The following is a 24760-nucleotide window of genomic DNA, read 5'->3' as shown; positions in this document are numbered from 1 at the left end:
ATTTCCAAACAAAAAACAATTACATATTGATCGCTTCGTTAAATACGACACAATATATAGTTATTTTTCACAATAATGATGACACTGAAACTAATTCATTATAAATGGATATACGGCTTCATGGTGTCCGACATAATCCGTAAAATATAATTTAAAATTATATTTATTCTGATAAGTTTGGACTAATTTGTATAATTCGTCTTCTTGGCCTTTTTCTTTTATTTCACTGAACTGGCCAATAACTACAAACTTCATTCTATCCAAAATATTCAATAAATCAAGTTGTGAAAAGTAGCTGCGCATTTTATTAATATCACCAGACTGACCTTCAAGTAGTAATCCTTCAGCATTATCAAGGTTAAAATAAAGTGTCCCGGCTAATTTTAAATAGCATCGGATATTTCCACCTATAATAATTGCACTTTCATCTAATTTGTTTGGTGTTGTACTTCCTCTATCGATCCGTTCATTATTAAATAACACACGTTTAAAACTATCTTTTGCAATGCCTGATTTGTCTTTGACAATATTAGTTGCTAAAAAGTTTACAGCTTTAACGTTTGTTTTTAATAATAATGCATTAATAATCACTGTATTATCACTATAACCTAAATAAAATTTATCAGAGATAGACTCAATTGCTCGCCAATCATCTTCAGTAAATTGGTTTAATACTTCTAACGCTAAGTCTCCTCCTGATAAGTCGAAAATAGCTTTGATATTAGGCTCTATCAAGGCATTGTATAATTCTTTTTTTCGGTAAGTAGCGTCATGTGTTTCATTATTAATCGGATCTATGTATATAGTAGGGCTTATATTAACTTTGAGATTAAATTCATTAACCAAACAATCATATAAAGATGTTATCTTTAATCTTACTTGTTCATCTAAGTCTAGTCCGTTTGAACAGCCAAGCAAGATGACTTCATCATCAGAATTCAGGTGCATATTATCATCACTTTCTATATCAAGTTCTTTTAAGAAGCATTTGCTTCAATCTCTACTAATTTTTCCATAAGTTCGTGCAAATGTCCAATTTCTAAACTAGCAATTTCTTCTTTGCTATATACATTCGCAATTTTTCCTTGATGGAGGACAACAATTCGGTCACCATATTTAATTGCGTCTTGCATATGGTGGGTAATCATTAAAGTAGTTAAATTGTTTTCTGTTACCATTTTGTGTGTCATTTCCATGACTTGTTTAGCAGTACGTGGATCTAACGCTGATGTATGCTCATCTAATAATAATAGTTGTGGCTTTTGAATCGTTGCCATCACTAATGAGATGATTTGTCTTTGTCCACCAGATAAATATTCTATGGGTAAGTCTAAGCGCTTCTCTAAATCTAAATTAAATTGAGAAATATACTCTGCCATTTCAGCTTTATTTTCAGCATTTAATGATAAAGACAAACCGCGTTTTTTACCACGTTTACTTGCTAACATTAGATTCTCCAATACAGACATTCGAGGAGCCGTCCCCATACTTGGATTTTGAAACACTCTTGCTACAATACTGGCACGCTTAATTTGAGGGATTTGTGTAATATCCGTATTATTTAATAAGATACTTCCTTCATCGGGTTCGATATGCCCTGTAAGTGCATTAAATAACGTCGACTTTCCTGCTCCGTTTGTTCCTATAATAGCAATAATTTCACCTTGTTTTACAGAGAGAGTAATATCTTCTAACCCTTTGACAATATCTCCAGTTCTTCGTTGAAAAACTTTGGATACATGGTTTAATTCTAAATAATTTTCCGTCATGATTACACTCTCCTTCCTATAATTTCCCTAGTTTAGCTTTATTTAAGCCCATTTTCTTAGAGATAGCTGGTAATGCTAGGAATATAGCTAATACTAAGGCTGAGATTAATCTAAAGTCGTTTGGATTAAAGCCTAATTGAAGTACAAATACAATAATTAAGCGATAAATCACTGATCCGACAACAATTGAAATAAAACGTCCAGATAATTTCATTTGTTTTCTAAAGATAACTTCTCCGATAACAATTGAAGACATTGCAACAACTACCGTTCCTGTACCCATCTGAACATCTGAGAATCCATTATCTTGGGCAACTAATGCGCCACTTAGTGCAATAAATCCATTGGCAAACATTAATGCTAATCGTTTCATTGTATTAGTTTTAATTCCAAAGGAAGCTGCCATGATTTCATTATCACCCGTTGCAATAATCGCTTGTCCTAAATCGGTCTTAAATAAATAAGTCATAAAAAGGATAACAAGTAAAACAACAATTAAGCCAACAATAGCTCTTTGATATTGGACACTTTCAACAACTTCACTTAAGTAACTATATATCGTATCAAAACCACGTAAGCTTAAATTTGGACTCCCCATTACCCGTAAGTTTATCGAATAAAATCCGGTCAGTGAGATGATACTTGCAAGTAAGGCAGGGATATCAAAATACGTTGTTAATAACCCAGTCACTAAACCAGCTAACATTCCTGTGATAATTGATGCAAATGTGGCGATAATTGGGTTGACACCCATTGTAATTAATGTAACCGCCGAAGCAGCACCCAAAGTGAATGATGCCTCGCTAGTTAAATCGGCAAATCGTAGGATTCTGAAACTAATATAAAGTCCCAATCCCATAATTCCCCATAATATACCTTGATAAACTGCACTAAAATAAATACTCATACTAACAACTACTCCTCACCTAAACGCTCCTTAATATCCATCACTTCAGAAGCGAGCTCTTCTGGCACTTCAATACCTAAACGATCTGCTGTTTCAAAGTTAATCACAGGTTGTAATTCTTCTAAAAATTGAACCGGTGTTTCTCCTGGGTTTGCACCATCAATAATCTCTTTAGCAACATCGGCTGCTAATAATCCAATATCTTTTTGGTTAATTGCGACAGCTGATAATGCCCCTTGTCCTACCATCACGTCAACCGTTGTAAAAACTGGAATTCCTGCTGCATCTGTAGCATCTAATAATGTTTCAAAGGCACTTGCAATAGTATTATCTGATCCAACATAAATCGCATCAACTTCGCTAGCTAAAGTTTGAGCTACTAATTGCATGTCCATAGTTGAAGCTATTCCTTCAATTTGAACTTCTAAGCCCATTTCTTCAGCAACTGCTGCTGCTTGTTCAGTCTCTGCCAATGAATTATCTTCACTTGTTGTATAAATCATTCCAACTTTTTGTACATCCGGTTTTAATTGTAATAATAATTCAAATTGATCTTCATAAGGTACAGCATCACTAGCGCCTGTAATGTTTTCACCTGGGTTCTCTAAATCATCAACAATTCCTGCTGAAACAGGATCAGTGACTCCTGTCATAATTATAGGTATATCTGATGTGACATTTTGAAATGCTTGCGCTACCGGTGTCGTAATGGCGAAAATCATATCAGGTTCTTCAGCAACAACACTTTGAGCAATCGTTGAGAGGATGTTTAAATCTCCTTCAGCGTTTTGGTAATTAATTGTTAAATTTTCTCCTTCAGTGTACCCGTGTTCCGCTAAACCATCATAAACCCCTTGTCGGATATCATCGAGTGAACTATGTGTAACTAATTGAACAACCGCTACATCTAGTGAATCTTCTTGAGCGAAAACCTCTTTTGTTGTCGTACTTGATACAATTACTAATGCCAGTGCAACCATTGTTAAGATAAATTTTTGTAATTTTTTCATTTTTATTCTCCTTTTTTAAATAAAAAACAGCCGACACATACAATCTATGTGTCAGCTTAATAAAGCATAAAAAAGACCACATAGATTGTAAGACTACAAACTCTATGTGGTAAACTGGATTAAGAGCCACATAGATACAGTTTCAGTTAAATTCAAACTGGGCTGTATCCATGGAACGGATTCCAAGTCTACAACCTATCTACGCCAGCTTTGCCAGATTAAATTAATTTTGTTGTTAACTTGGTTCGTCATATTCATTGGCCCCTTTCTTATTTGTTAATACAATGATACAACCTCGTTAAATATATGTCAACCATTTCTATTCTTTTTTTAATCTTTCTTTAATAATCGGCTACGTTCTGATAATTAGTAATTTCAGCCTATTTAATGTACAATAATAGTCTAGTAAAATCATGTTATTAAAGGAGGTTTGGTTGATGTCATTTGATGGCTTTTATTCACACAAAATAACAGAAGAGCTAACTTCCAAACTAAAAAATGGACGCATACACAAAATTTATCAACCGTTTGAACAAGAATTACAATTTGTTATACGAGCAAATCGTACCAATTATCGGATGGACGCTTCAATTCATCCAACCTACTACCGCTTGCACTTAACAGAGGAGAAATCGAATAATCCACAGCAAGCGCCAATGTTTTGCATGCTATTAAGAAAACATCTGGAAAATGCAACAGTATTGGATATTCGTCAATATGAAAATGACCGAATCATCACATTTGAATTAAGTGGCCGGGATGAATTAGGTGATTTACAAAGTTATTTACTTATCTTTGAATTAATGGGTCGCCACAGTAATATTGTATTAGTTAATCCCGTTACGGATAAAATTATTGATTGTATTAAACATATTCCACCAAGTATGAATAGTTTTAGAAGTTTACAACCAGGTGCAAAATATATCCTACCACCAAGAAATGAAAATCAAGAAAATATCTTGACACTGAGTGATACGCAATTAAACGAATTTGCCACCGAAAACCAAGAATTACTTGCAACAGGTAAAGCATCTAAAGTAATTCAAGGAATGTCAGGTCTTGCGAGTAAACAAATTACTGCATGGATAAATGATGACCAACTAACAGCTTATCAAGCCTTAGAAAAATACTTACATGAGTTAAAAACAGGTCAACCCGTCATATTTAGAACTGATAACCAAATGAAATTTTACGCGATGGATCTGCCCTATCTTGAAGGCGAACGAGATTATTATGAATCATTAAGTAAATCACTAGATGTTTTCTACAATCAAAAAGTTCGTTTTGATCGAGTTAAGCAATTATCTGGCGATTTAATTCAAAGAATCAAACAAATCATTGAGAAAAATTATCATAAATTAGAAAACTTAGAAAAAGACAGACAAGTCGCCCAAGATGCGGATACTTATCGTCTAAAAGGTGAATTAATCAATGCCTTTTCGTATCAAATCGAAAAAGGTCAAGCTTCTACGGTTGTACCTAATTATTACGATAACAATGAACCTTATACCATTGAATTAAATCCAAGAAAAACACCATCTGAGAATAGTCAAGCTTATTTCAAACGCTATACCAAATATCGTGACTCGTTACGCTTTATTGAAAAACAAGAAAAATTAGCCCTGCAAGAAATAGAATATTTAGATTCAGTTCTTGTGCAGCTTGAACAAGCAGAAATTGAAGACATTGAAGATATTAAAGCCGAGTTAATTCGAGAGGGTTATGGTGGAAAACGTAATAAATCTGATAAAAAACGAGCTAAATCAAAATCTAAACCGCGTCGCTTCCAATCAAGCGATGGTGTAATGATTTATGTTGGCCGTAATAATCAACAAAATGATGAATTAAGTATGCGTAAAGCAAGTAAAAACCATTGGTGGTTACATACTAAAGATATTCCTGGTGCCCATGTGATTGTTGAATCAGACAAACCAAGTGATCAAACGATGACAGAGGCAGCTGAGATAGCCGCTTACTATTCTAAATCTCAAAATTCTGCCAATGTCCCTGTTGATACTGTTCAAGTGAAGCACTTACGTAAACCCAATGGTGCTAAACCTGGCTATGTGATTTATGAAGGTCAAAATACTCTGTTTGTCACACCCGTTGAGAAAAAAATTAGCGAATTAAAAATAAACGATTAATCAAAAAACAACCCGCTGTCTAGTTTTCGAACTCGTTAGCGGGTTGTTTTTTAGTTTTCATAAAAAAAACTGGTAAAGAAATCTTCACCAGTTTCATTTGCTTAGTCTGAAAATGCTTCAGTTAATTGAGGTACAATTTGTTTTTTACGTGATACAACACCAGGTAAAGTAATTACCTCTTCAACCACTGGTTGTTTGAATGCTTTTTCTACAGGAATAATATTCTCGCCCAGAACAAAGGCAATTGAATCGCTCTCTAAAATATCTGTAATCAATAGGACAAATAAATCAAAGTTACTTGCAGCAATTTCTTCACGCATTGCATTTAATATTTCATCTTTACGTCCTAACATCTCGTCAAACCCAATCGCATTGATTTGGCCAATACGGACGGATTGTTCGTTCATATCAAATGTTTTTGAATCAGATTGAACTAACTCAAGTGCAGATTTAGCACTTAATTTTGTTCCTACTTTTAATAAGTCAAGACCATACTTATCAATGTTTACATCTGCAATTTTTGCTAATTCATTCGCAATTTTCTCATCTTGTGATGTACTTGTTGGTGATTTGAATAATAACGTATCAGAGATAATCGCTGATAACATTAAGCCTGCGATTGCTTTTGGAACATCAATGTTATTTTCTTTGAATAGTTTATAAATAACACTTGCTGTACTTCCAATTGGTTCTGCACGGTAGAATAATGGATTAGATGTTTCAAAATTAGCAATTCTATGGTGATCAATAACGAAATCAACTTCAACCTCATCTAAATCATTCACTGATTGTGTAGCTTCGTTATGGTCAACTAAAGCGACGCGTTCTACTTCATTTGAAACAGATGACACAACACGTGGTCTCTCAACGTTAAAATAATCTAATGCAAATTGAGTTTCTTCATTTGGTGTACCAAGAGCCACAGCTTCTGACTCATGACCGATTTTTTCTAAATAAAAACTAAATGCAATCGCTGATGCTATCGCATCAGTGTCTGGATTTTTATGTCCAAAAACTAAATATTTTGACATGAATATATTCCTCCTTACGGTTAATTCTAATATAGTTTATCATTATATTACTAAAAAATGAATGACCTTTTCTAACTATTCATCATTTTTAGATTCTTGATTAATTAGTTTTAGTTGAGCGAGATGTATATCAAGTATATTCCCTAGTTTTTCAATTTCCTTAACAGCAGAACCGTTTGATAATCGTTCTGATATTGGATAATCATTCGGTTGAATCTCACTTTCAAAGCCAGTATCACCATATACGACTAATGGTGCATCGGCATCTGTAATTGCTAACGCATTGATTAGACGATGTGGTTGAGACTTCAATTCTTTTAATAATAGAATACCACGGCTACCACGAGAAGCTGATCCAACAATACCTGGTTTAAATCGTTTAATATTCCCTCTTTGAGTTAATCCAACAATTTGTGTATTCGTATCATCTTCGATAATTAAGGCAGCAGCAACATAATCTTCTTCTTTAAGGTTTATACCAATAACCCCTTGTGCTCGTAAACTATAACTAGACACTTCGCTAATCGGATATCTTAAGCTATAACTACGATGTGTTAAGAATACGACTTGGTAGTTAGTCTTATCTTTGATAGGTATTGCTGAGATAAGCTCGTCGTCTTTTTTCAATTTCATAGCAACAGCTGATTTTGTTTTGTAACTTCTAAATGTTACAAATTCATCGAGCCTAGTTTGTTTAATCATTCCTAAACGTGTGGCAAGAAGTATCTTATCGTCAGCAATACTTGAATCTGGTTCACCAATACCTTGAACGGCTTTAAAGGCAGCAACGAGTTGCTCACCCTCTTTAAGACGGTATTTTTGTGAGATGTGCATTCCCATATCATTCCAACGGATATCAGGTAATTCATTGACTGGTATGTAAATATAATTTCCTTTGTTAGTAATCATGACGATCGCATCATAAGTACTTAACTTCTCAACATAAATTGCATAATCAAATTCGCGACGCCCCAAATTCAATGTATCAGACGAATTAAATGAACGGTGGCTTGTGCGTTTAACATAACCTTCATTCGTTACGGATACAACGACATCTTCTTGTGGAATTAAAAGTGTTGATTCAATCTTAATTTCTTCAACTTCAGCTTCAATTTCAGTCCGACGTGGTGTTGCAAATTTCTTTTTCACATCGCTTAATTCATGAATTAATACTTTATTTAAAATATCATCATTTGCTAAGATATTTTCATACATACCAATACGTTCATTCAATTCTAAACGCTCATTTTGTAAAGCGGTAATATCAGTATTGGTTAAACGATATAATTGCAATGAAACAATCGCTTCTGCTTGTTCATTTGAGAAATCAAATTCTTTTACTAAATTTGCTTTCGCATCGGATTTGTTTTCACTTTGGCGGATGCTTGCAATCACTTCATCTAAGATTGACATTACTCGAATTAACCCGTCTACAATGTGTAAACGTGTCTTATCTTGAGCTAATTGGAATCTCGTACGTCTAGTAATTACTTCACGTTGATGATCGATATAAGATTCAAGAATTAGTTTTAAATTCGCTAATACAGGACGTCTGTTATGAATGGCAATCATATTAAAGTGATAATTTACTTGTAATTCGGAATTTTTTAGTAAATAGTTCAATACAGCATCGGCATCGACATCGCGTTTTAATTCAACTACAAGGCGGACTCCATCACGGTCCGATTCATCGCGGACTTCTGAAATCCCCTCTAATTTTCTTTGTAAACGAATGTCATCTAAACGTTGGATGAGTTTAGACTTATTTACATCATAAGGGAGTTCGGTCGCAACAATTTGTGACTTACCACCCTTAAGTGTTTCAATATCAATTTTAGAGCGAACAACGACTTTTCCGTTCCCGTTCTCATAGGCGTTACTTAAATCTTTCGCTCCTTGAATAATCCCGCCGGTTGGAAAATCTGGACCCTTGATGAATTTTAATAAATCAGAGAGTTCATATTTCTTATGTTTCAATATATAAATAACAGCGTCAATGACTTCACCTAAATTATGAGGCGGAATCTCGGTCGCATAACCGGCTGAAATCCCTGTCGCGCCATTGACAATTAAGTTAGGGTATCTTGCTGGCAAGACTATCGGTTCTTCAATCGTGTCATCAAAGTTAAGCGCATAATCAATTGTTTCGTAGTTTATATCTTCTAATAGTACTGACGCTATAGGTGATAGACGAGCCTCCGTATAACGCATCGCTGCAGCTGGATCCCCGTCCATACTCCCGTTATTACCGTGCATATCAATTAATGGCTCTCGCAACTTCCAGTCTTGACTTAATCGGACCATCGCTTCATAAACTGATGAGTCCCCATGAGGGTGGTAGTTACCTATAACATTCCCAACGGTCTTAGCCGACTTACGATAAGCATTTTCAGACGTATTACGGTCTTGTTGCATCGCATATAGTATACGACGTTGTACTGGTTTCAATCCGTCTCTTATATCAGGCAAGGCACGGTCTTGTATAATGTATTTAGAATAGCGACCAAATCGGTCACCGATGACGTCTGCGAACGTCAGTTCTTCAATGTGTTCATTTGGATTAACGACCATTTATATCATCCTCACTAAATAAATTTATCTGAGATTCACCATTGTCATGATTTAAATCAATCTCGGGTTCAGAATGATTTTCTAACTTTTCTTTGACATCGATACTTGCTTCCTCGTCTTTTTGACTCGTACTGATATCAGATTCTTTAAGCAGTGTATCCTCTTCATCCAAGGTAAAGCGGACATTGCTTTCAATCCATTTACGTCTTGGTTCTACTTTGCTTCCCATTAAAGTTGTTAATCGTCTCTCAGACATGGCAGCATCATCAATGGTTACACGGATTAATAAACGTGATTCAGGATTCATCGTTGTATCCCATAATTGATCAGCATTCATCTCACCTAAACCTTTATAACGTTGTAAGATATAGCCTTTTCCAACTTGTTTAATTTTTTCTTCTAATTCTTCATCTGTCCAAGCATATTCAATCACTTCTTTCTTACCCTTTCCTTTACTTACTTTGTAAAGTGGTGGCATCGCTAAGTATACTTTCCCGGCTTCTAATAAAGGTTTCATGTAACGATAGAAGAACGTAAGTAGTAATACTTGAATATGAGCCCCATCGGTATCCGCATCGGTCATAATGATGACTTTATCATAGTTAGATTCAATGATATTGAAATCCTTCCCAACCCCAGCACCAATGGTATAAATCATCGTATTAATCTCTTCGTTTTTTAGAATATCAGCCATCGAGGCTTTTTCAGTATTAATGACTTTACCTCGTAATGGTAAGATTGCTTGATAGCGACGGTCACGTCCCAATTTAGCTGACCCACCAGCTGAATCTCCCTCGACTAAATAAAGTTCATTTTTCGAAGCATCTTTTGATTGTGCTTTGGTTAATTTTCCAGAAATTAGTTTTTCTTGTTGAGATTTCTTAGCACCGGTACGTGCTGCATCTCTGGCTTTTCTGGCTAATTCACGTGTTTCACGCGCTTTAATCGCCTTACGTAAAATCATTTGACTGAAGTTACCATTTTCATTTAAGTAAGCAGATAAAAATTCATTCACAGCATTATCAGCTAACTGACGCGCTTTCGGTGTACCCAGTTTATCTTTAGTTTGCCCCTCGAATTGTAAGTATTGTTCAGGTACACGAATAGATATGACGGCTGCTAACCCTTCACGCACATCTGATCCTTCAAGGTTTTTGTCTTTTTCTTTTAGTAAGCCTGATTTACGTGCATATTCATTAAACGCTTTTGTAATTCCCGTCTTCATACCCGTTTCATGCGTTCCCCCACCATAAGTGCGGACATTATTAGCAAAAGAAAGAATTGTTTCAGAATAGCCATCATTGTATTGCATAGCAAAATCAATCTCGAATTCATCCACAGCAGTTGAAAAACTCGCAATCTCACCCATTGTATCTTTTTCTTCATTTAGGTAATTGATGAAATCATGTAAACCATTTTCAAATAAAAATGTTTCGCTTTCTTCATGAATTTTATCCTCGATGGTAATTTCTAAGCCTTTTAATAAGTAAGCAGATTCACGGAATCGCTCGCTAATCGTGCTATAATTGATTTTTGAGCTACCAAAAATACTATCATCCGGCATAAAATGCACCGTCGTCCCTGTCATGGATTTCGAAGGTGCCTTTGTTTTCTTCAGTTTCGTCGCTGGTTTACCACCATCTTCAAAGCGCATTGTATATTTGTAACCATCACGATAAACGGTTACTTCTAACCAACTTGATAAAGCATTAACAACGCTCGCTCCAACACCATGCAACCCTCCGGCAGATTTATAGCCACCTTGACCGAATTTACCTCCGGCATGTAGCACTGTAAAGATGACTTGAATTGTTGGAATACCACTGTCATGTAAACCAATAGGCATCCCTCGACCATTATCTTCGATTAGGACACTGCCATCCTCCATTAACGTTATATTTATCTTATCAGCAAATCCACTTAACGCTTCGTCTACTGAATTATCTACTATCTCATATATTAAATGATGCAAGCCTTTTTGATCTGTCGATCCAATATACATACCCGGACGCTTACGTACTGCGTCTAGTCCTTCGAGTATTTGAATGGCATCATCATTATAATTTGTAAGGTTTGGTTTCTGTGCCAATATTACACCTCTTTTTTCTATTAATAATCAACTACTTTATCATATCAAAAATTTTTCTGTTTTTCTGTATTAAATTTTAAAATGTTTATTTGTCACGATTTAATTGCATTTGACCTTTTGAATTTTATATAAAGAACTTGGATATTGCAAACTCTTTTCATTTCTATTGCCGTTAAATGATTACTCACATTGTTTTACTATCTTAAATTATCTATATTAATTAAAATTTATATGGTAAAATAAAGCCAGTTATTAGGAGGTTGCTATGGAAACAATAATGAATAATATCTGGCCTATCATATGGGTCATCTTAGCATACTGTATTGGATCATTTCCAACAGGCGTACTCTATTCTAGAACACGCCATGATATAGATGTCCGCTCTTTAGGGAGTGGAGGCAGTGGCGCAACCAATGTTGGACGAAATTTTGGTTTTCGTGCAGCAGTAATGGTAACGATTGTTGATGTACTGAAAGGCTTAATTCCGGTACTCATTGCAAAAAATTTATTCCCTGAGTCTCCGTTAATTATAATGGCGACTGCTTTAGCTTGTGTTATTGGGCATTCCTATCCTTTATGGGCAGGCTTTCGCGGTGGAAAAATTGTCGCAACTTCAATCGGCGTATTAGTCGCATTTAATATTTATCTCGGATTAGCTTTAGTTTTAATCTTAGGTCTTCTGATATTCTTAACAAGTACAGTCAGTCTGTCGTCGATGACAAGCTATTCTATCATAGCACTATATATTGCGATTACAAATCCGGATCCTGTTTACAAAGTAGGTTTCGTACTTATTGCACTGTTACTTCTGTATCGTCATCGTACAAATATCCAGAGACTTTTAAAAGGGAACGAAAGTCGTATTAATTGGGGATTGAATAAACCAAAAAAATAAATCAAAAAACCGCCTGAGCGATAAGTGCTACTTTAAAAATAGCACTTATCAGTTAATCGGCGGTTTTTTTATCGGTTAATTTTTTCTAAATGACATAGTGTAATCATGAGTCATCAATTGCGATGCACGTAATTCATGAATTGCATATTTTTCAGCTAAATGGCCTGTTGTATTATCAGGATCTGCAATACCAGACCAGGGTTCAATACATACAAATGGCGCACGTCTAGGATGTGGTGACCAAATCCCAACGAAGTCCATCCGATTTGGTTTCATTCTAATCGCTACATCATTGGTCTTATCTTCTAACACTATCTCAGTTTGTTGACTAATTTGATAAATTAAGGCGTCATTTTTGAATGTTGTATGTTTTAATAGAACTTCATTAACTTCAACATATTTCGCTTTATTTGGTATCGTTAAACCATCTTTACTAAGCGGTATTTGCAAGTATTGGCCTGCAGGTTCGAATCTGAAAGAGACATCATCAAATTCTTCCTTAGAACCTGAAGTAGATTGACTTACATTAAAAGCAGGATGACCACCGATACTGTAATACAAAGTCTTATCTGTAGACGGATTTAGTATCTCATAGCTTACTGTAATACTGGAGTAATGCAAGATGTAATTAATTTGTAAGCTGAATTCAAAAGGAAATTTTTCATGCGTTTCCTCCGTATTCTTTAAATATAAACTTGCTGAATTGCTCGTAATATTTTGAACGCGAAATGGCAGGTCCCTAGCAAAACCATGTTGAGACATATGATATTCTTTATCATCAAATTGATAAGAATCATCTTTTAACTTTCCGACAATCGGAAATAACACCGGTGCATGTCTTGCCCAATACTTTTCATCGGCTTGCCATAAAAATTCATAATCCGTTTTCTTGTCAACGATGGAAACGAGTTCGGCACCCTCTTCTTTAATTTTAACGATTAAATAGTCATTTTCTAAAGTAACCATTTAGGTTCCTCCCAGCTTCTATTATAAGATATAGTGACTTAAATCACTATTTTCAACGATTTTCTCTAATCGTTGTTCAACGTATTGTTCTGTTATTTCAATTTCGCCCATCTGCATTTCAGCCGATTCGAATAATAATTCTTCTAGGACTGTTTCTAGAATTGTATGGAGGCGTCTTGCTCCAATATTATCAGTTGTATCATTTAAACGAACCGCATATTCTGCTAGTTTTTCGATCGCAGCTTCAGTAAAATGAATTTCTACACCTTCTGTTGCTAACATTGCTTCGTATTGCTTAATTAAAGCGTTTTTAGGTTCTGTTAAGATGCTTACAAAGTCACTTCCAGTTAAATCATTCAGATTCACACGAATTGGGAATCGTCCTTGTAACTCAGGGATTAAATCCGATGGTTTTGATTCATGAAAAGCACCTGATCCAATAAATAATATATGATCTGTTTGGATAATACCGTATTTAGTTTGAACTTGACTTCCTTCAACGATTGGTAAGATATCTCGTTGAACACCCTGACGGCTGACTTCACCACTGTTTTGGTTTGTTGATGCAATTTTATCAATTTCATCAATAAAGATAATTCCATTACTTTGTGCAAGTTCTAAAGCTTTTTGATTAATGTCATCTTGATTAATTAATTTATCTGCTTCTTCTTCTGTCAGTAATTTAATTGCTTCTGCAACAGTTATTGTACGTTCAATTTTCTTTTTAGGTTTTAGCGCATTTAAGCTTTCTTGCATATCCATCATTTGTTCCATAGCTGGGTTCATACTATTTAATTGAAGTTTTTTCTCTTCCATTTTTATCGTCACTTCGTGATTATCTAATTTACCTTCACGAATTTGTTGACGAATGGCACGACGCGTTGCTGCCACTTCTTCAGTGACAATTTCCTCTTCTTCTTCCTCGACGTCATTGGCCGCGGGATTCATTTGCTTAAACATTTCCGCGAAGTTTCCAAATGGATTTGCTTGGTTTTGTTGTGAAGTTGATTCAGCTTTGGCAGGTTTTTCCCCAGGTTTCAATGCTTTAGCAATGCGTTCAATCGCTTTCGCTTCTGCTGTTTCTTTAACTTCTTCTTGTTTCTGTTTCTTAAGTAGACGAATACTATTCTCAACTAAATCACGTACCATTGATTCAACGTCTCGACCCACATAACCTACTTCTGTAAATTTCGTTGCTTCAATTTTAATGAATGGCGCTTGAGCAATGTCAGCTAAACGTCTTGCAATCTCAGTTTTACCTACCCCAGTAGGGCCAATCATAAGTAAATTCTTGGGCTTTACTTCTCTTTGTAATTCATCATCGAGTTTTAGTCGGCGAATTCGATTTCGTAATGCAATGGCAACAGAGCGTTTTGCGTCACTTTGACCAACAATATATTGATCTAAAGCTTCCACAATTTTTCTTGGTGTTAAATTATCCATAATATCCTCCTAGTAAATTTTTACTTGTATAAATTAGTCATTAAACGATTCGACAATAATATTATCGTTTGTAAATACATCAATCTCACTTGCAATTTGTAAAGAGTTTTTTGCAATCTCTTCAGCAGATAAGTCTCCATATCTTAACATGGCTCTGGCTGCAGATAAGGCAAAGTTACCACCTGATCCAATCGTTAAGACGCCATCATCTGGTTCAATGACTTCACCCGTCCCACTTACTAATAAGATGTTATTGCGGTCCATAACGATTAATAATGCTTCTAATTTTTGAAGCGAACGGTCTGTACGCCATTGTTTAGCAACCTCTACAGCTGCACGAGCTAATTGTCCTTGATGCGCTTGAAGTTTTGCTTCAAACATTTCTGATAAGGTAATCGCATCAGCGACTCCACCAGCAAAGCCAACGATAACATCATTATTATAGATGCGGCGTAATTTCTTCGCGCCACCTTTCATAATAACACTTTCACCCATAGTTACTTGACCGTCTCCGGCCATTGCTACTTTATTATCTTTTTTGACTGCACATATTGTTGTCATTATTATTCCTCCTTATGTTGTCGTTTTGCTCTTGGAAACACATTTAAATAAGTGCTTCTTAAACGATCTTTTGTTATATGAGTATAAACTTGTGTTGAACTTAAGTCTTCGTGTCCTAATAATTCTTGCACACTTCGCATATCCGCCCCATTATTCAATAAATGCGTCGCAAATGTATGCCGAAGTTTATGAGGATGTATTGAAAGATTTAGCCCTGCTTCTTTAACGATAGAATTAAGTATCTTTCTAACTTGCGTTGGACTTAGTTGTAATCCCGTTTTTGATAGAAACACATAGTTCCTGTCTTCTGGCTTACTTTTGGCAGCAAGTTCAGGTCTTAATTCTTGAATATATTTTGTTAGGCTTTTTAATGCAAGATCACCTACAGGTATAATACGTTCTTTATTCCCTTTACCAATCACTCGAACTAGTGACATATCATAATCAACTTGCTGGAGTGTCAAATTAGTTAACTCACTAACTCGCATTCCCGTTGCATAGAGTAACTCTACCAATGCACTATGTAACAATTGTATGGATGACTCTGATACTTCAATCGCGGTAAATAGTTCTCGCATCTCGTCTTCATAAAAAAAGTCCGGTAATCGTTGTTTCTTAACATTATATTGAATTAATTCCATTGGATTACTATCTATCCAATCCATTCTTAAAGCGTATTTAAAAAATACTCGTAAACTTGATAACTTTCTAGAAATGGTCGTTCGAGCCAACTCTCTCTCGTTTAAAAAAGCTAAAAATAGTCTAAAATCTTGGTAAACTAACTTTGTAATGTCTGTTTCTCCGGAACTTTCTAAAAATTTATGAAATTCATTCAAGTCTTTTGAATAGGCCAGGACAGTTTGTTTAGAGTAACGTCGTTCATTCTCGATATGATTTAGAAATTGACTAATATAATCTTCCATTCTATCCCTCATTTCCACTATAAGCTTTTCATGCATCTACCGCAATTTTTTATTTTTAAATTTTTCCTATAAAAGTGATTCATACTATTTTACAGTGCCTTATAATATTCTATCAATTAATATGCATTTTGTAATCATTCCAAGGTCTGATTAATATGAAAACCGCATCATTTTTATAGTACTTTCTAAGTTTAACACGTTTTCATAAACTAAATATGAAATGTATAAATAAAAATGCGATAACTATTCGATTGAGTAGTTATCGCAAATTTGATTAATTCACTAATTCTTCAGCATAATCACAGTTACTACATTTTACTTGGCTACCTTTTCTTGTTACTTTTTCAGTTAAGAAGTGATCACACTTTGGACATGAGCGTGCAATTGGTTTATCCCATGAAACAAAGTCACATTCAGGATAGCGAGTACATCCATAGAAAATTCTATTTTTCTTAGATTTACGTTCAACTACTTCGCCTTCTTTACAAGTTGGACAAGTAACGCCGATTTTTTTTACAATGGCTTTCGTATTTCGACAGTCTGGGAAAGCACTACATGCATAGAATTTACCATAACGGCCAATTTTAATAACCATTGGGTGGCCGCAGACATCACAATCAAAGCCAGCAGGTTCATCTTTAATTTCGATTTCTTCCATATTAACTTCGGCTTGTTTTATTTCTTTTTCAAAGCCAGTATAGAATTCATCTAATAATTTAACCCAGTTTTGCTTACCATCTTCAACTTCATCTAAGCCTTTTTCCATACCGGCTGTAAAGTCAGTATCAACAATATCTGGGAAGAATTCTACCATCACACTATTAACAATTTCACCTAGTTCTGTCGGTTCAAATCGTTTAGCGACCATTTTCACATAGTATCTTTTTCTTAATGTTTCAAGCGTTGGTGCATAAGTTGACGGACGTCCAATACCTAATTCTTCAAGAACCTTCACTAAACTTGCTTCATTGTATCGCGCAGGTGGTTGTGTAAAGTGTTGCTCTGGATTAATTTCTGCAAGTTTAACTAAATCGTCTACAGATAAGTCTGGTAAGTAATTATCTTTCTTAGACTTAGTTTCATATACTCTTAAAAAACCTTCGAATTTGATTCGAGAGCCATTCGCACGGAAATTCACGTCGTTTTGAGTGATGTCAGCTCGAATGGTATCATACACAGCATCTGTCATTTGGCTCGCTACAAAACGTGACCAAATTAATGAATATAATCTAAATTGATCGCGGGATAGATATTCCTTTATGTCATCAGGTGCTAAAGTTACATCTGAAGGACGGATCGCCTCATGGGCATCTTGTGTGTTTGCAGAATTTGTCACCGCTGTACCTTGTCCAAGATACTCTTGACCAAATTTCTCTTTAATATAATTACTTGAACTTGCTTTAGCGGTTTGAGAAATACGTGTTGAGTCTGTACGCATATAAGTAATTAAACCAATCGTATTCTTCCCAATCGCAATCCCTTCATATAATTGCTGTGCAATCATCATCGTTTTCCCAGCTCGGAAATTAATTCGGTTTGATGCATCTTGTTGAAGTGTACTTGTCGTATATGGTTTTGGTGATTTTCGACGACGTTCTTTTTCTACGATATCAACAATTTTAAAGTCTTTATCTTGATCGAGTTTATCTAAGATCCCTTTGACTTGCTCTTCAGAAGTTAACTCAACCTTTTTACCATTCTCACCATAGAATTGTGCTTCAAAACTCGAGCGACCTTTTTTGAATTTAGTAGGAATTGACCAGTATTCTTCCGGTTTAAACGCACGGATTTCGTGTTCACGATCGATAATTAATTTTAAAGCCGTTGATTGAACACGTCCGGCACTTAATCCACCTTTAATTTTCTTCCATAATAGAGGAGAAATTGAATAACCAACAATACGATCTAAGATACGTCGTGCTTGTTGTGAATCAACTAAATCCTGATTGATGTCTCTCGGATTTTTAAATGCATCTTTTACAGCATCTTTAGTAACTTCGTTAAATACAACGCGGTTTTTGTCTCCTTCTTTTAAGCCTAGAATATAGCTTAAATGCCAAGCAATTGCTTCCCCTTCGCGGTCCGGATCGGCTGCGAGATAGACTTTTTCAGCTTTTTTGGCTAATTTTTTTAATTCTTTAACGGTATCACCGCGGCCACGTATAGTTATATATTGAGGATCAAAATTATTTTCAAAATCAATCCCCATCTTACTTTTTGGTAAATCTCTTAAGTGACCTTTACTCGCTACAACTTTATAGTTTCTTCCTAAATATTTATCTATTGTTTTAGCTTTGGTTGGTGATTCGACGATGACTAAGTATTTATATGCCACCCTCAATCAACTCCTTTAAATTATTTTTATTTTTGGATATGTTTAATTTATAAAATCGTAAACATATTAGTCCATTCTGATATTGATGTCAAATATTAAATTTCAACTTTATATTTTTCTATCCATTATATAGACAATAAATTAAAGTTTAAATGAATTTTTTCTTATATATATACGTGTCATTAAATTAATAGCCTTGCATTTGAAAGATTTCCTTTAATTCATCAATCATCGATGGAATATCCAATACGGGTGTCGCTCCGATTTGGATTAAGTCATTACAACCTCTTGATTGATCATCTGTGATACGTCCAGGTACAGCAAAGACTTCGCGGTTATACTGCAAAGCATAATTAGCAGTAATTAAGCTACCGCTTCTTTGTGCTGCTTCAATGACAATGGTTGCTTTGGATATGCCGGCAACTAACCGATTCCTCAATACAAAATGATGTTTCATTGGCTTTATATTTGGCATATATTCACTTAGAATGAGGTCCTGTTGTTCCATTCTTTTTTGAATGTATTTATTCGCTCTTGGGTAATAATAGTCTAAGCCACAAGGAATGATCGCGATACTTCTGCCATTGGGATGTTCAAGGTTATACTCATGAACTGAAGCATCTACACCTAAGGCTAATCCTGATACGCTCACCCATGTTTCTTTTGACAAGGCATTTATAATCTCACGAGTGACTGTCTTTCCGTAAGTAGTCATTTGTCGTGTTCCAATGACAGATACTTTCGGTTCCCTTATAAGCCCTATGTCTCCTCTGTAAAAGACAAGTATAGGTGGCTGTGCCGTATGATACCATAACATCGGATAATGATATTCACCGATCATAATGGAATACTGTGCTAATTGAGTTAAAGTCGTTAAATCGGCTAAACGAATATGATTAAAATTTGCTTCCACTGTTAGTTTTACTTGTTTTGTTTGTCTAACCTCAATCAATATTTTTTGACACTCTAGGGGTTCAAGTTCTTCTCTTAATAATCGATAATCCATAATAACTTCTAAGTAGGTCGCCAAAACTTTGTGCGATACATTTTTTGCTTTTAGAAAAATAAGTTGTTCTTTAATTTTTAATTTCATATTACACCTCCATATATATATACAAAAAAAAGAGACAAATCCATTAAAAAAAGACGAAATAATTTAAATTATTTCGTCTTTCTTCTATTATATATTGATGTCGTATGACTTACGGGTGAAAATGACTGTCTATGAATCGGAGTATAGCCAAATTGTTGTAAGGCATCTAAGTGATTTTTTGTCCCATAACCCATATTTTTATCAAATTCGAATTCCGGATATAACTGATGATAACTTAACATTAGTTCATCACGATGTACTTTTGCTATGATACTTGCTGCTGCAATAGAAATCGATCGTTCGTCACCTTTAATTATTTTAGTTTGTGGAATATCAGTGTTCAAATTAAGTGCATCAATCAACAAGTGTTGTGGCTTAATTAGCAGCTCACTTACACTTTTTAACATCGCTATCTTAGTAGCTTCCAATATATTGACTTTATCAATAACAGAGTTATCTATTTCAATAATACTGTAAGCAACAGCCTCTTCTTTAATTAATTTTGCGTATTCAACACGTTTAGCGTGTGATAATGATTTTGAATCATTGATTCCAACAAGTTTGTCCATATCTCGAGGTAATATAACACTGGCCGCAACAACCGGTCCAGCAAGTGGACCTCGACCAACTTCATCAATTCCCGCAATATACGTTAGATTTTGCTTGTCATAAAGATCAAGTTCGAATTCTAATCTTGTCTGATGCTCAAGTAATTGTTTTGCTAAGTTTTGTTTTTTAATTTCGAATTGCTTTAATAATTTCTGAACACCTTTGCGTTCGTCGAGTTTTAACTCAGTCAATTGAGCATCAGTCAATTCTTCATTAGATAACAATTCCTTGATGTCTTTAATGGTCATTTTACTCATTTGTTACTTGCTCTACTTTATCTAATGTCACTGAACCTAAGTTATTTTTTCGATAATCAAAAATAATTCGTTGACTTGCAGCTTCGTAGTCATCTCTCAAGTTCATTTTTTCTGTTATTTTAATTAATAAGTCAACCGGTGTATTATTTAATACATCGTCTTGAGTCACATTATATCGGTTTACTAAAAGATCTACGTGATTCTCTTGGTAATATGCAAGTAAAAATAAAGCAAGATCATCCATATATAATAATGTATCTTTGATAGCACCTGTAATACCTAATTTAGTTCCCACATTCGGATCTTCGAATTTAGGCCATAGAATACCAGGTGTATCTAATAATTCAAAGTCTTTATTAATTTTTAACCAACGTTGGGCTTTTGTGACCCCTGGCTTGTTCCCTGTTTGCGCTTGGTTTTTCCCAACAAAACGATTAATCAAAGTAGACTTACCAACATTGGGAATTCCAAGAATCATCAAACGAATAGCCCTTGGTTTAACGCCGCGTTCTTTTTGCTTCTCAAAGTAATCCGCCATAATTGCCTGGATTCTTTGTTGAAGTTTTCGTAAACCCTTATTGTGTTGCGAGTCAATCGCGACAGCAGGTATATCTTGTGATTCATAATAGTCTAACCATAGATTCGTTACTTCACTATCAGCTAAATCACTTTTATTCAATGCAATAATTCTTGGTTTGTTTCCAACAATCTCATTAATCATCGGATTACGACTTGATTCTGGAATTCTAGCGTCAACTAATTCAATAACAACATCAACTAGATGCATTTTTTCTGTAGCTTCACGCCTTGCTTTCGCCATATGTCCGGGAAACCACTGTATAATATTTGATGACATAAAATATCCACCTCTATTCTAAAATGTTTACTGTTCCATCCTCTGTTAAATTATACTCTTCTATCTTACCAAATCGCTCGAAAGGAAAGTAGACAAAATTAGTTACACCTTGAATATCTTCGGCTTGAATGAGTCCAAACTGACGGCTATCACCCGAATAGGGTCGATTGTCCCCCATTACAAAGTAATAATCTTCTGGAACTTCCGTCAAACCTAAAGTATCCCATAAACTGAAATCTTCAGTAAATTTCCCCTCAGTTTCTGATTTGAGGGGTTCTAAATACGGTTCTTCAACCGGTTGATTATTCAAATATAATGTATCATTTGAAAAGTATATCTCATCTCCAGGTTCTCCAATAATCCGTTTCACATATGAATCCCCCGAACCTCTAGGGTCTGGAAATACTACAACATCGTAGCGTTCTATGTCTTTATTTCTCAACATAACCATTTGATCTTGATTATGTAATTGTGGTTCCATTGAACTACCTTCAACTTGAAACGGCTGTAAAACATAATGGCGCAGTGCTAAAAATATTAGCACTGCAACCAATACGGCAAATATGATACTCACTAATTCATTAATTAGATATTTGAGCAAGCTCATGCTGCTTCACCTTTAGAAACTAACTCAACTAACACATCCACGGCAGCATCATATTGAGCGTCATTTTCTTGAATATATTCTCTAGCCTTTGTATTTAAAGTCGTGGCAGTTTCTCCCGTCACTTCGCCAGTGACTTCTAAATCATTATCTTCTTGAAATTGCTCGACAGCTGTTTGTATTGATTCATCAAAGTATGTTCCGACATTCACTTCATAGCCAAACGCATCTAACATATTTGTAAGCGATTCAACTTGATCAGAGCCATCGCCTAAAACAAGTACTTCTTCAGAGTTCAGTATAATTGACGTTTCTATTAGATGACCTTCTACTTGAACCGTAGGTTCAACCCCTACTTCATGAATCCACTCACCGCTTGGTGTTAACCAACGCGCAAAAGTTAGTTTTAACTCTCCGAAATCAGTCGGATTTAAGATAGTTTGTACCGAACCTTTACCAAAACTAGTTGTACCTACAATAGGTGCGTCAGTATTTTCTTTAATTGCAGCAGTTAAAATTTCACTGGCACTCGCACTACCTTCATTAATTAACAAGACATATGGTTCAGTAATTTGGAAGTCTCCGTATTCTGAATCATTCGCAACATACGTGGAAGTTGTTGTCCCACTTTCTTCCATTTGCATAATAATTTCATCGTCTTCTAAGAACATATTGCTGATAGCTAATCCTTGATCTAATAATCCACCAGGATTATATCTTAAATCGAATACAAAGGAGGTTGCACCTTGTTCTCGTAAATCTTCAACAGCTGATACTAATTCATCATAGGTCGTACCATTGAACTGAGTAATTTGAACATTTCCGATGGTAGCATCTTCTTCATCCAACTCACCTGTAACTGTTGTGATTGGAATTTCGGCGCGTTCTAATTCAACATTAAATTCCGAAGAACCACGTTGAATTAACAAATTCACTGTGGTTCCTTCGTGACCACGAATTAAATCAACTACTTCATTCGTATCCATCCCTGTTAACTCAGTACCATCCGCTTCAAGAATTATATCATTTGGTTGAATTCCGGCTTCACTGGCTGGTGTCCCATCAATAGGCGTTACAATGACAATTTTGTCATCGCTCGCCATAATTTGAATTCCGACACCTTGGAAAGAACCTTCAACAGTTTCATTCATATCCGCCGATTCTTGGGCATTTAAATACTCTGAATAAGGATCTTCGATAGAATCTACCATCCCTTTCAGTGCACCTTCCATTAATTGATCTTTACTCACATCTTCAATATAGAATTGTTGAATGGCATAGTAATTATCCATAAAATTTTGAATATCTTCGTCACTCAATTCCTCTACGTTCGCTTCTTCGTCACCAAACAACCATTCAAAACCTTGAACTTCTGTCAATGAAGATGAACCGAAAAATACAAAGGCGAAAATAACGACGATCGAGGCAATAGACCCATATTTAAAGCTTTTTTTCATATTCTCACCTCAGTTTTTTTCTATTTATCTAGTTTCACTGCAGTTTCTAAAGCGATTTTCATCATTTGTGTAAATGTATTTTGACGTTCTTCAGCTGTTGTTTCCTCACCAGTGATTAGATGATCACTTATTGTACACATAGCCAAAGCTTTACGGTTATGTTTTGCTGCAACAGCATAAAGTCCTGCTGCTTCCATTTCAACCGCTAAAACACCGTAATCTGCTAATTTTTTCTTGTCCACCTCTTCATTATAGAAACGATCACTTGATAAGATATTTCCAACATGGATATCATCTTCACTTAATGATTCGGCCGCTAAATGATAAGCAATATCTAAAACATCGAAATTAGCGATGGCGGAATAATGTACTTGTCCGTTAAAGATATTTTGTAGGATGCTTGAATCTGTCGTTGCTCCCTGACCAAATACAATATCACGAACTTTAACTTCGTTTTTCATACCACCAGCAGAACCAATACGGATAATAGTTTCAACCTCATATTCAGTATATAACTCTTCGGCATATAACATCGCAGAAGGGATACCCATACCAGATCCTTGAACTGATATTTTTACTCCATTATATTCTCCTGTATAACCAAACATATTACGAACGGTATTGTATTGTGTTACATTCTCTAAGAATGTCTCCGCAATAAATTTTGCTCTTAATGGATCTCCTGGAAATAGAACTGTTTTTGCAATGTCACCTTTTTTTGCTCCAATATGTACACTCATTTTATTATTCCTCCTTAAAAATTATCAAATTGATATGATTGCCAAGTATCATCAAAAATGACTAATAATTTACTATACTCTGGCGATGATTCCAAGTATGTTGATACTTCGTCAAAGCTTTCACTCTTCTTTGGGAAACTTTGATCGGAATGTATGCGATTTGCAAGACGACTAACTGGATCATTAGCATCATGATTCACATATCTAAGAATATATTCGTAAAACGAAGGTCGCATTAAATTACCTACTTTCAATTTATCCTTAATAAGTCATGAATTTATTATAACATCGTATTTAAATAATGAGAGTGTAAAATATTTTGTGTAAATAGAAAAAAGGAAGTCCCTTCTGTAGAATAGAGTTACCACACTAAATTCACAGAAAAGAGGACTTCCCTATGAACAATCTTACTACAGATATCTTACAGACTCTAGCTACAAAAGGTGATTTGAACGAATTATTCCGTTCGCACTTGGAATTAGCCGTAAATACGCTCCTGA

General features: G+C 35.1%; 21 protein-coding genes. 2 read left to right on the top strand and 19 right to left on the bottom strand.

Annotation, left to right across the window (positions count from 1 at the left end; all coding sequences use genetic code 11):
* Positions 1–90: 90 nt before the first annotated feature.
* The 4 genes from ACEN33_RS01835 to ACEN33_RS01820 are packed head-to-tail and all read right to left on the bottom strand — an operon-like array spanning position 91 to position 3686.
* A complete protein-coding gene (locus ACEN33_RS01835; protein ID WP_407090155.1) occupies positions 91–948 on the bottom strand; it encodes an LD-carboxypeptidase in 858 nt (285 codons plus the stop codon).
* 29 nt (positions 949–977) lie between these two features.
* Positions 978–1769, bottom strand: coding sequence for an ABC transporter ATP-binding protein (locus tag ACEN33_RS01830; RefSeq protein WP_407090157.1), 792 nt, complete (start codon positions 1767–1769; stop codon positions 978–980).
* Between the two features lie 16 nt (positions 1770–1785).
* Positions 1786–2676 (bottom strand): ABC transporter permease, encoded by an 891-nt coding sequence (locus ACEN33_RS01825; RefSeq protein WP_407090159.1) that lies wholly within the window; start codon positions 2674–2676, stop codon positions 1786–1788.
* A gap of 8 nt (positions 2677–2684) precedes the next feature.
* Positions 2685–3686, bottom strand: coding sequence for an ABC transporter substrate binding protein (locus tag ACEN33_RS01820; protein ID WP_407090161.1), 1002 nt, complete (start codon positions 3684–3686; stop codon positions 2685–2687).
* 437 nt (positions 3687–4123) lie between these two features.
* On the opposite strand from ACEN33_RS01820, the gene ACEN33_RS01815 reads away from it, so the two are divergent.
* The gene (locus tag ACEN33_RS01815; RefSeq protein ID WP_407090163.1) at positions 4124–5830 is read left to right on the top strand and encodes an NFACT family protein; all 1707 of its coding nucleotides are present in this window, start codon (positions 4124–4126) and stop codon (positions 5828–5830) included.
* Between the two features lie 101 nt (positions 5831–5931).
* Here the strand turns inward: ACEN33_RS01815 and ACEN33_RS01810 are convergent, their stop codons facing one another.
* From ACEN33_RS01810 to parE, 3 genes are all read right to left on the bottom strand, one after another.
* On the bottom strand, positions 5932–6861 hold the full coding sequence (locus tag ACEN33_RS01810; RefSeq protein WP_407090165.1) for a manganese-dependent inorganic pyrophosphatase: 930 nt from the start codon (positions 6859–6861) through the stop codon (positions 5932–5934).
* A 75-nt stretch (positions 6862–6936) separates the two neighbouring features.
* Positions 6937–9432: a DNA topoisomerase IV subunit A gene (parC, locus tag ACEN33_RS01805; RefSeq protein ID WP_407090167.1), complete on the bottom strand. Its 2496-nt coding sequence runs from the start codon at positions 9430–9432 to the stop codon at positions 6937–6939.
* The gene (gene parE / locus ACEN33_RS01800) at positions 9422–11521 is read right to left on the bottom strand and encodes a DNA topoisomerase IV subunit B (protein WP_407090168.1); all 2100 of its coding nucleotides are present in this window, start codon (positions 11519–11521) and stop codon (positions 9422–9424) included. The genes parC and parE overlap by 11 nt, the downstream gene beginning before the upstream one ends.
* Positions 11522–11786: 265 nt before the next feature.
* Between parE and plsY the strand changes: the two genes are divergently transcribed.
* The gene (gene plsY, locus ACEN33_RS01795; RefSeq protein ID WP_407090169.1) at positions 11787–12416 is read left to right on the top strand and encodes a glycerol-3-phosphate 1-O-acyltransferase PlsY; all 630 of its coding nucleotides are present in this window, start codon (positions 11787–11789) and stop codon (positions 12414–12416) included.
* A 75-nt stretch (positions 12417–12491) separates the two neighbouring features.
* Here plsY and ACEN33_RS01790 read toward each other — a convergent pair whose 3' ends face one another.
* The 12 genes from ACEN33_RS01790 to ACEN33_RS01735 all read right to left on the bottom strand — a co-directional run bounded on the left by ACEN33_RS01790 (position 12492) and on the right by ACEN33_RS01735 (position 24496).
* A complete protein-coding gene (locus ACEN33_RS01790) occupies positions 12492–13382 on the bottom strand; it encodes an aldose 1-epimerase family protein (RefSeq protein WP_407090170.1) in 891 nt (296 codons plus the stop codon).
* Positions 13383–13403: 21 nt separating this feature from the next.
* Positions 13404–14825 carry an ATP-dependent protease ATPase subunit HslU gene (gene hslU / locus ACEN33_RS01785; protein WP_407090171.1) on the bottom strand — a complete coding sequence of 474 codons (1422 nt, stop codon included), beginning with the start codon at positions 14823–14825 and terminating at the stop codon, positions 13404–13406.
* 33 nt (positions 14826–14858) lie between these two features.
* On the bottom strand, positions 14859–15386 hold the full coding sequence (hslV, locus tag ACEN33_RS01780; protein ID WP_407090172.1) for an HslVU peptidase proteolytic subunit: 528 nt from the start codon (positions 15384–15386) through the stop codon (positions 14859–14861).
* Between the two features lie 2 nt (positions 15387–15388).
* Positions 15389–16309, bottom strand: a complete 921-nt coding sequence (xerC, locus tag ACEN33_RS01775; protein WP_407090173.1) for a tyrosine recombinase XerC — start codon at positions 16307–16309, stop codon at positions 15389–15391.
* Between the two features lie 274 nt (positions 16310–16583).
* Positions 16584–18644 carry a type I DNA topoisomerase gene (topA, locus tag ACEN33_RS01770; RefSeq protein WP_407090174.1) on the bottom strand — a complete coding sequence of 687 codons (2061 nt, stop codon included), beginning with the start codon at positions 18642–18644 and terminating at the stop codon, positions 16584–16586.
* A 187-nt stretch (positions 18645–18831) separates the two neighbouring features.
* Positions 18832–19737 carry a DNA-processing protein DprA gene (gene dprA, locus ACEN33_RS01765; protein ID WP_407090175.1) on the bottom strand — a complete coding sequence of 302 codons (906 nt, stop codon included), beginning with the start codon at positions 19735–19737 and terminating at the stop codon, positions 18832–18834.
* A 68-nt stretch (positions 19738–19805) separates the two neighbouring features.
* Positions 19806–20603: a ribonuclease HII gene (locus tag ACEN33_RS01760; RefSeq protein WP_407090176.1), complete on the bottom strand. Its 798-nt coding sequence runs from the start codon at positions 20601–20603 to the stop codon at positions 19806–19808.
* On the bottom strand, positions 20596–21459 hold the full coding sequence (ylqF, locus tag ACEN33_RS01755) for a ribosome biogenesis GTPase YlqF (RefSeq protein ID WP_407090177.1): 864 nt from the start codon (positions 21457–21459) through the stop codon (positions 20596–20598). Before ylqF ends, ACEN33_RS01760 begins: the two co-directional genes overlap by 8 nt.
* A 13-nt stretch (positions 21460–21472) precedes the next feature.
* Complete coding sequence (gene lepB, locus ACEN33_RS01750) at positions 21473–22066, bottom strand: signal peptidase I (RefSeq protein WP_407090178.1); 594 nt, start codon at positions 22064–22066, stop codon at positions 21473–21475.
* On the bottom strand, positions 22063–23520 hold the full coding sequence (locus ACEN33_RS01745) for a S41 family peptidase (RefSeq protein ID WP_407090179.1): 1458 nt from the start codon (positions 23518–23520) through the stop codon (positions 22063–22065). Before ACEN33_RS01745 ends, lepB begins: the two co-directional genes overlap by 4 nt.
* A gap of 20 nt (positions 23521–23540) precedes the next feature.
* Positions 23541–24260: a purine-nucleoside phosphorylase gene (gene deoD, locus ACEN33_RS01740; protein WP_407090180.1), complete on the bottom strand. Its 720-nt coding sequence runs from the start codon at positions 24258–24260 to the stop codon at positions 23541–23543.
* Positions 24261–24274: 14 nt separating this feature from the next.
* The gene (locus ACEN33_RS01735; protein ID WP_407090181.1) at positions 24275–24496 is read right to left on the bottom strand and encodes a YozE family protein; all 222 of its coding nucleotides are present in this window, start codon (positions 24494–24496) and stop codon (positions 24275–24277) included.
* Positions 24497–24760: the final 264 nt, after the last annotated feature.

It is taken from the genome of Ruoffia sp. FAM 24228, assembly GCF_045528575.1.
Lineage (GTDB): Bacteria > Bacillota > Bacilli > Lactobacillales > Aerococcaceae > Ruoffia > Ruoffia halotolerans.
Note: the sequence above shows the minus strand (reverse complement) of the source record. Positions and strands in the feature narration are given on the sequence as shown.

Excerpts from the sequence above, each read along its gene's own strand:
- ACEN33_RS01835 (WP_407090155.1), bottom strand. The coding sequence starts at position 948 with ATGCACCTGAATTCTGATGATGAAGTCATCTTGCTTGGCTGTTCAAAC.
- ACEN33_RS01830 (WP_407090157.1), bottom strand. The coding sequence starts at position 1,769 with ATGACGGAAAATTATTTAGAATTAAACCATGTATCCAAAGTTTTTCAA.
- ACEN33_RS01825 (WP_407090159.1), bottom strand. The coding sequence starts at position 2,676 with ATGAGTATTTATTTTAGTGCAGTTTATCAAGGTATATTATGGGGAATT.
- ACEN33_RS01820 (WP_407090161.1), bottom strand. The coding sequence starts at position 3,686 with ATGAAAAAATTACAAAAATTTATCTTAACAATGGTTGCACTGGCATTA.
- ACEN33_RS01815 (WP_407090163.1), top strand. The coding sequence starts at position 4,124 with ATGTCATTTGATGGCTTTTATTCACACAAAATAACAGAAGAGCTAACT.
- ACEN33_RS01810 (WP_407090165.1), bottom strand. The coding sequence starts at position 6,861 with ATGTCAAAATATTTAGTTTTTGGACATAAAAATCCAGACACTGATGCG.
- parC (WP_407090167.1), bottom strand. The coding sequence starts at position 9,432 with ATGGTCGTTAATCCAAATGAACACATTGAAGAACTGACGTTCGCAGAC.
- plsY (WP_407090169.1), top strand. The coding sequence starts at position 11,787 with ATGGAAACAATAATGAATAATATCTGGCCTATCATATGGGTCATCTTA.
- ACEN33_RS01790 (WP_407090170.1), bottom strand. The coding sequence starts at position 13,382 with ATGGTTACTTTAGAAAATGACTATTTAATCGTTAAAATTAAAGAAGAG.
- hslU (WP_407090171.1), bottom strand. The coding sequence starts at position 14,825 with ATGGATAATTTAACACCAAGAAAAATTGTGGAAGCTTTAGATCAATAT.
- hslV (WP_407090172.1), bottom strand. The coding sequence starts at position 15,386 with ATGACAACAATATGTGCAGTCAAAAAAGATAATAAAGTAGCAATGGCC.
- xerC (WP_407090173.1), bottom strand. The coding sequence starts at position 16,309 with ATGGAAGATTATATTAGTCAATTTCTAAATCATATCGAGAATGAACGA.
- dprA (WP_407090175.1), bottom strand. The coding sequence starts at position 19,737 with ATGAAATTAAAAATTAAAGAACAACTTATTTTTCTAAAAGCAAAAAAT.
- ACEN33_RS01760 (WP_407090176.1), bottom strand. The coding sequence starts at position 20,603 with ATGAGTAAAATGACCATTAAAGACATCAAGGAATTGTTATCTAATGAA.
- ylqF (WP_407090177.1), bottom strand. The coding sequence starts at position 21,459 with ATGTCATCAAATATTATACAGTGGTTTCCCGGACATATGGCGAAAGCA.
- lepB (WP_407090178.1), bottom strand. The coding sequence starts at position 22,066 with ATGAGCTTGCTCAAATATCTAATTAATGAATTAGTGAGTATCATATTT.
- ACEN33_RS01745 (WP_407090179.1), bottom strand. The coding sequence starts at position 23,520 with ATGAAAAAAAGCTTTAAATATGGGTCTATTGCCTCGATCGTCGTTATT.
- deoD (WP_407090180.1), bottom strand. The coding sequence starts at position 24,260 with ATGAGTGTACATATTGGAGCAAAAAAAGGTGACATTGCAAAAACAGTT.
- ACEN33_RS01735 (WP_407090181.1), bottom strand. The coding sequence starts at position 24,496 with ATGCGACCTTCGTTTTACGAATATATTCTTAGATATGTGAATCATGAT.